General features: G+C 44.6%; 6 protein-coding genes. 2 read left to right on the top strand and 4 right to left on the bottom strand.

What is annotated here, in order from left to right; translation table 11 throughout:
* Positions 1-301, top strand: a 301-nt coding sequence (locus tag GX089_09945; protein NLP02804.1) for a glycoside hydrolase family 2 protein, incomplete at its 5' end; no start/stop codon positions are given.
* Positions 302-322: 21 nt separating this feature from the next.
* Here the strand turns inward: GX089_09945 and GX089_09940 are convergent.
* Together GX089_09940 and GX089_09935 are read right to left on the bottom strand one after the other, a co-directional pair.
* Entirely contained in the window at positions 323-1,291 is a 969-nt protein-coding gene (locus tag GX089_09940) for an aldo/keto reductase (GenBank protein NLP02803.1), read from the bottom strand.
* Positions 1,292-1,309: 18 nt separating this feature from the next.
* The gene (locus tag GX089_09935; GenBank protein NLP02802.1) at positions 1,310-2,296 is read right to left on the bottom strand and encodes a hypothetical protein; all 987 of its coding nucleotides are present in this window, start codon (positions 2,294-2,296) and stop codon (positions 1,310-1,312) included.
* A gap of 237 nt (positions 2,297-2,533) precedes the next feature.
* Here GX089_09935 and folE point away from each other — a divergent pair, with 237 nt between their 5' ends.
* Complete coding sequence (folE, locus tag GX089_09930; protein NLP02801.1) at positions 2,534-3,085, top strand: GTP cyclohydrolase I FolE; 552 nt, start codon at positions 2,534-2,536, stop codon at positions 3,083-3,085.
* A gap of 145 nt (positions 3,086-3,230) precedes the next feature.
* On the opposite strand, the gene ptsP is transcribed toward folE, so the two are convergent.
* Together ptsP and GX089_09920 are read right to left on the bottom strand one after the other, a co-directional pair.
* Positions 3,231-4,982, bottom strand: a complete 1,752-nt coding sequence (ptsP, locus tag GX089_09925; GenBank protein ID NLP02800.1) for a phosphoenolpyruvate--protein phosphotransferase — start codon at positions 4,980-4,982, stop codon at positions 3,231-3,233.
* Positions 4,979-7,390, bottom strand: coding sequence for a glycogen/starch/alpha-glucan phosphorylase (locus GX089_09920; GenBank protein ID NLP02799.1), 2,412 nt, complete (start codon positions 7,388-7,390; stop codon positions 4,979-4,981). The genes ptsP and GX089_09920 overlap by 4 nt, the downstream gene beginning before the upstream one ends.
* Between the last annotated feature and the right edge of the window lie 403 nt (positions 7,391-7,793).

Here is a 7,793-nt window from a genome sequence, read left to right as displayed (position 1 = left end):
ACTCCTTTCGCAGAACACAGTTCTCTTCACCTCACCCCGTTTTATCGACTTCAGAAAAGAACCGATTCAACATCAAATCCATGCACTCGGAGAAAAAAGCTTCCAGGTGGATTTCTTCTCTTCCCAGTTTCATCATCAGGCCTGTTTCGACCTGAAGGGTCTCTCTTATGAAGCAAGTGATAACTATTTTGACATCTTTCCGGATCTGCCGGTGAGTGTCAGGATAGAACTAAGCAGGGAAATGACAGCAGAACAGTTGACACGCAGGCTTTCTGTAATGTCACTGGTTGACAGCTACTGAGAGTATAGGGAAAGTATAAGGTCACGGATACCATCGGAAAATATTCCCAGTGTCCGGCACGACATTCATGATGTTGTCACTGATCTTTGTAAGACAGTCAAAAGCAGCCTGATCGATCACTCCCTCCATGGCCTTGACATTCTGATAAACCTGAGAACTGCTGCGGGCGCCGACAAGGGCTGTTGATACTCCCGGTCTGCTCAGTATCCAGCGGATAGCGAGTTCATGAAGAGGCCGATTGAGGTTCCGGGCGGCTTCCTTCAATTCTTCAACACCATTATAAACATGCGGCCAAACATCGTTATCAAAAAGCACCGTACCCTTTCTGTGATCCCCGGGCATAAACTGCAGAGTCCTGTCGAATTTTCCGGTAAGAATCCCCTCTGCAAGAGAACTGTAGGAAATAACAGAAATGCCGTTTTCAATACAGTATGGAATTAATTCCTTTTCTCCCCACCTCCACAACAGATTAAAGCAGGTCTGATGAGCATCGATATGCCCAATCTTCGCAACAGATTTCATCTGTTCAATTGAGAAATTACTGACACCTATTCCTCTTATCATTCCCTTTTCACGTGCAAGCACCAGCCCTTCCATCATTCCTTCCAGGTCAGCACCTTTCCTGGGCCAGTGAATGTAGAACAAATCAATGTATTCGGTTCCAAGCCGTTTCAGACTGGCCACAATCGATTTTTCTACTTTCTCCCGGGGTGTAAACATTGTTTTTGAGGCGATAAACACCTTCTCCCTTACATCACGTAAAGCACGTCCTACAAGTTCCTCTGAATGTCCTCTCCCATATGCTTGTGCTGTGTCGAAATGAGTTATTCCGGAGTCAAAAGCGGCCTTGATTGCATTGATGGAATCAATGTCATCCTGATCTCCCCAGTCCGATCCGCCAAAAGCCCAGCAACCCAGCCCCAGCACAGAGGACTCTTTGGAGATAGTCCCGATCATTTGAGAGCTTATATTGATCATTTCTTGTTCCAAATTGTACTCCAGTCAAGATCAGGGAACGAAAATGTAGGAAACCCGTGCGGGCTTACCCCTTGTTTCCAGTTTTGGAAAAACCCATGTCATTATCTCGTTTGTCAGCGATCTTTCAACCTGGCCGTCATACATACCGCCAGACCTGGACTTCGCCTTCACAACCATCCCGGCATCGTTCAACTCAAATTCCACAGGTATAGTATCAGGTATTACTACATAGGGTCCAAAAGACTGCAGCATCTCTTCAAAAACAGCAGGCCCGTAATACTGATCGATCCAAAGCTTGATCGCATCTGCATTAAACGCCACAGCAGCATCCCTGGAAAGCACATTTTTCAGTGAGGATTTAAAGAAATGATACAGGTTTGCTCCAGGAGCACAATTCCTGGGATTCATCTGATCTACCAGATCTATAGCTCCGGGCGGGAAAAAGTCCTTTATTTCGCCTTCGTAAGGGACATACTCTCGTCTGTTAAGTACCAGTTTTTCTTCGACTCTCTGCGCCTTCCACATCTCATCAACCTGGCTGGCCCCGAAGCAAGTATCTCCATTGACAACGAAAACCTGGCGGATCGTTCTGTAATTGCAGGTATAGGCAGATCCAGAATCCTGCACACTTGCGTAGGGATCGAGGTAGGCATGACGCACAAGCATAAAAGAGACCGTATCTCCTGAGGGAAATTCGACAAACCAGTCAGTTACCTGCCAGATTATCCCGTTGTCCAACAGTTCAATTCGGTCCAGCTTCTGAAATGGAGCTGTGGAATCTTCAGTCTGATAGATCCAGTATCCGGCTGCTGATTTTTTATACGAAAGTTTCTGCTCATCACTGAACTCTTTCAAATTGCGAAAACTCTCGAACTCACTGTTGACGATACTGGAAATACGAGGCGGAAGTCCCTTTGTGGTAATTCTGGAATAAAACAGGAACACGACTATCAGAAGTGACAGCAGTATTAAACCTTTGGAAAAGGAATTAGTCTGTTTTTTCTCTCTGGAATGCATTCAAGACCTCACTTGATAAATGTCCAGAAAAAAATATACACAATGCCATAGATGAATTGCCTATTCTCGATGCCTGTACAGGAATGGGAATCGACACATACGGCATATTTAAATCTATTGGAAAACACAGAAAATTCGGGTATATTTTCTATCCTTTAGTATATTTTGAATTCGAATTATACAGCATTTCTAAGCAGGTTATTCAGATATATAAGTTAACATCAACAAGGCAGAGCAATGGAAGAAGCGATCAGAGAAATATTGAAGGCCATCGGTGAAGACCCCGACAGAGAAGGATTAAGGGATACCCCTAAAAGGGTTAGAAAAGCCTATGAGCATTTAATGCAGGGATACAAGCAGAACCCAACTGATATCATAAAGACCGCGATATTTCATGAGGAATGCAACCACATGATAATCGTGCGTGACATCGAAGTCTACAGCATGTGTGAGCATCATATGCTCCCATTCTTTGGCAAATGTCACATCGGTTACATCGCACAGGATAGAATCTACGGTGTAAGTAAACTCGCCAGGCTCGTTGACTGCTTCGCCCGCAGGCTTCAGGTACAGGAACGCCTTACTCAGCAGATTGCTGCCTGCCTTATGGAGCCTATCGAGGCAGAAGGTGTAGGTGTTGTGATTGAAGCACAGCACCTCTGTATGATGATGAGGGGAGTGTCAAAGCAGAACTCAAAGATGATCACCTCGGCGATGCTTGGCAGTTTCCGCAGGGAAAACGCAACCAGAAATGAGTTTCTAAGGCTTATCGGGATGGAGAGATGTTAAAGAAAGATTTTCCTCGAATACCCGCAGAAACGGACAAACAAAAATACATGTGAACAGTGCGGAAATAATCCGGAATCTGAATAAGCAGCGGAGAGGATGTGTAAAAATCAACCCGCGATAAGCAGAAGAGATGCAGTGAGAAGAATCAGACATCCACAGATATCGGCAGTTTCTGAAGAACGTCACCCAGAAGTCTTTTATTTAGAGTCTTGAGCCAGTGTGCCATGTCCTCAGTCGATTCAATTGCATCGATGTGAGAAGTGCTCTCTGCTGCCTCGGCAAAGCTTATGTTGGCAATTATTTCCTTAATCAGAGGAATATTTCTGGGAATGACGCTGAACCGGCGCAGACCAAGTCCCACAAGTAAAACGGTATGTATGGGGTTTCCAGCCATCTCTCCGCAAATCGATAGCGACATTCCATTGTCGTTTGCACATCTGATGGCATTACGGATTATTCTCAGAAAAGCTGGTTCGATCGGGTTATAGAGGTAGTTGACTTTTGCATTATTTCGATCGGCTGCGCTGAGATACTGGATCAGATCGTTAGTGCCAATCGATGCAAAATCAATCTCTTTCATAAAGGTGTTCATCTCCAGTATTGCCAGAGGGACTTCGAAAAGCACTCCACATAATGGCATCCTGACTCCCACCTTGTGAGCAGTCTGGCTGATTATTGCTTTGGCCTCGAGCCATTCCTGAAGCGTTGTGACCATCGGAACCATGATTGAATAATCATAACCTTCACCAGCACGCATAATCGCAGCTACCTGTGTTTCAAACAGGTCTTTCCGTTCAAGGAAGATTCTTATGGCTCTCCAACCCATAAAAGGGTTGAACTCCAGAGGCATGTCAAAGAACTGGGGAACCTTGTCTCCCCCGATATCCATCAGACGGATAACACAATGCTTATTTCCGGCCTTCTCCAGTATGGTTCTGTAATAATTATACTGAACAGCCTCAGATGGCATCTCTTTACGGTTGGATAGAAGATACTCTGTACGCACCAACCCGATTCCATCAGCACCATGCCCCTGAGCATCATCGATATCATCAGGAAGAGAGATATTGGCCAGTACATCAATCTTCACACCGTCAGTTGTGTAAACCGGTCTCTTCCACTTGCTCTTTAATATGCTCAGAGCTGTTTCATCAAAAGCCTGTTTCTTGTAACGAGCGATTACAGCGGATAAAGGACGAACGTATACTGTGCCCTTCTCAGCATCAACTAACACCTGATCCCCCGGACGAATGTTCTCAGAGAGATTTCTGATACCGGATACTACCGGAATGTTGTACGAGCGGGCAAGAATAGCGGCATGTGATGTTTTTCCGCCACTGACAGTTACAACAGCCTGTATCTTTGATTTATCGTAGGCCAATATATCGTTTGGAGTGAAAGTCCTGAGTACAACCAGAACCACTGGTTCCATAAAAGATTTGGCACGCCCGTTTTCCTGATAAAGATATGAGATCAGTTTTTCACAGACCTCAATCATATCAGAGCTGCGCTCTTTAAAATATGTCGTGCCTGCCGATTCGAATCTTTTAATAAAATCGTTTGATACCAGGCGAATAGATGTTTCCAGGTCATAGAGTTTGGTTGAGATAGTCTCAACTACCTGCCCGATAAAAGCTGGATCATCAAGAATATGTTCATAGATATTGAGAATCGAAACATCCACTGTGGAAGAGCCGCCCAGGTCGGAAATATACTGGCGATAATCTTTTCTGGCCTGTTCTCTGATCTCATTAAACCTCATTATCTCATCGCCGACATCCTGACGGGAAATCGACACTGTTGTTGTCTGCTGAACCGCCCTTCCCACAAAGTAGGCAGCCCCCATTCCCCACCCTGAGACCACAGGAATCCCGCTCAGTTTTGATTCTCGTTTCATAAGAGAGGTACTTTCCAGATATTATGCGTGTACTCCATCACCGCTCTGTCACTGGAGAAATAGCCAACCCTGGCTATATTCATGAGACATTTTCTGAACCACTCGAGAGTATTGGTGTACTCTTTATCGATCTCAAACTGTTTCTTCACATAATCATCAAAGTCAGTGAGAACGAAATAGCGGTCGGAATCACGCAGAGAAGAGAGCAGAGGATAAATAGCGGACCCATCAGGAATATTTGGCAGAAGCCCTTCTATCAGACCAAAAATGTTCTTCAACCTTTCATCAGAGCATAGAAGATCGTATGGACGGTAGTCATGCATATTGCAGATTTCATCGGCACATTTACCGAACATGAAAATATTTTCAGCACCAACTTTCTCCAGCAGCTCCAGATTGGTGCCGGACTTGCTTGCAATTGTCAACGCGCCATTAAATGCATACTTCATATTAAAGGTGCCGGCAGCCTCAAAAGATGCTGTTGAGAGCTGCTCAGAGAGATCTGCAGCCGGAACCATGGCTTCAGCCCAGCTCACCCCGAAATTGGGTACGAAAACAACTTTTATGAACTCACTGGCATCGCTGTCAGTATTAATCAGATCAGCAGTAACATTTATGAGGTGGATAATCTGTTTTGCAAGGAAGTCGGATGGAGAGGCTTTCCCCGAAAAAATGTGGGCCCGTCTGCATTCCGGCTTCTCCCCTGCCTTCAGACGCTCGTAGCGATGGAGAATATTGAGGATATGGAGAACCTGTCTCTTGTAAGTGTGAATTTTCCCGCTTTGAATATCAAACAAAAATGAATTGTCGATATTAATGCTGGTCTGTTTCTCAATTGCTGTTGCCAGTCTGGCTTTGGCTTGAGCCTTGATTGATGCAAGCTCTTTAAGGAATTCGGTATCAACCACATAGCTCTCAAGATTTAATAGTTCCAGCGGATCCTTAATCCACCTTTCACCGATAGCGGAAGTGATCAAATTTGACAGTTCAGAATTGGTACACACAAGCCATCTGCGGTGTGCAATGCCCGTAGTAGCATTTATAAACTTTTCAGGATTACATTTCACGTATGACGGGAAAAGTTTTTTCTTTACGATTTCGGATTGTTCGCGAGAAACACCGTTTACCGAAAAAGATCCCACCACAGCCACGTTCGCCAGTTTTATTCTTTTTACCTCTCCCTCTTCGATAAGAGACAAATCGCGGATAAAATCGGGTTCAGAGCTGATTGTACTGCGGATCTCCTCAAGGTGTATCTGGTTGAGATCAAAAATTATCTGCATGTGACGAGGGAGCACCTGAGCGACTTTATAGACCGGCCATGCTTCCAGATTATCTTTCAATACAGCGTTTGATGTATAAGCAAAAACGTTTCTTGTGATATTCCAGGCCTTATCCCAGGGCACATTTTCAATATCAACCAGTATCCTCATCATCTCCGGGATTGCCAGCGCACATCTGCTGCCATTTAACTGAATAATGACTTTTTTATCGAGATCGAGGATATCATTTTGGCAACTCTTATGGCGACGAATAATATCCTGAAGTGCTGCACTCACAAAAAAGAACTGCTGTTTCATACGCAATTCAGTAGCTCTTCGAATATCCTCCTCAGGGAACAGTACTTTAGTAATGCGTCCGAGCTGCGATTTCTCCTCACATGCGCGGACATAATCATTGTGGTTGGCATAGTCAGGAAGGAACTCTTCTGAAGCACGGGCAGACCAGAGGCGAAGGGTATTCACTACATCATTACGGTAACCGGAAATCGGCACATCATAAGGAATCGCGTGAACCAGTTCTGAGTTTTTCCATTCGTAAGGGCCTAAAGATACACCTGAATCGATGGGGTGACACTCACCAGCGAAACCCACATTACAGGAGTATTCCGGTCTGACAATCTCCCAGGGGTGTCCTCTGTGGAGCCAATCGTAGGGACGCTCCACCTGCACACCATTTTTTATATCCTGCTGGAACTGTGCATAATCGTACCTCAATCCATATCCCATGGCAGGGATTCCAAGCGTTGCCAGAGATTCCAGGAAACAAACTGCGGTTTTTCCTTTTCCTGAATTTCCCAGTTCAAAATCGTCTTCCTGCTCATAGATATCCTGAAGAGTTATGCCAAGAGACCGGACAGCAGCATTCATCGGCTGTTCAATACCCAGATTCAGCATGTTCTGGCGGAGACTTTTTCCGAAAACGTACTCCATTGACAGATAAAAAACGCGACGGACATTTTTTTCGAAGTAGGTTTTCTGTGTTCTAATCCAGCTATCAACCAGTTCGCTTCTGACCGCATAAGCCAGAGCCATATATTTATCGTGAGAGGTAGCTGTAGAATCATCCTTTGCAAGGAAATACCGGAGATAGCGGTAAAATGATTCTTTAAGATCATTACTTTCCATAGGTCTCCTGAAAAACCCCGCTTTCCGGCGAGACATATTGACAATCGATAGCTGCATACTTTCCAGAATCAGATTCGAGCGAGTTAGAATTAGTTTCCGGACCCAACCTTTTTACCGGAAACAAATCACACTCTGAAGTGTAATTATACATCTTTAACACAATTAATTGTATAAAAAAGACTTCGGCACAGTTTAGGAGTGCCCGGCAGCATGCAAAGCTGAGGTCTAGACTTTGAAAATTATATAATGCTAAGCCGTTTGTCAATATGAACAGACCTCTCCCAGATAGTTTTCTTGTTTCTTCCGTCAGAAATAATTATATTAAAAAGCCAATTTGAAATGATTGTCTGGAGGGGTGGCCGAGCTGGCTTAAGGCACAGGTTTGCTAAACCTGCGTAGGGGT

The sequence above is a fragment of the Fibrobacter sp. genome (genome assembly GCA_012523595.1).
Lineage (GTDB): Bacteria > Fibrobacterota > Chitinivibrionia > Chitinivibrionales > Chitinispirillaceae > JAAYIG01.
This window is presented reverse-complemented; position numbering and strand designations above follow the sequence as displayed.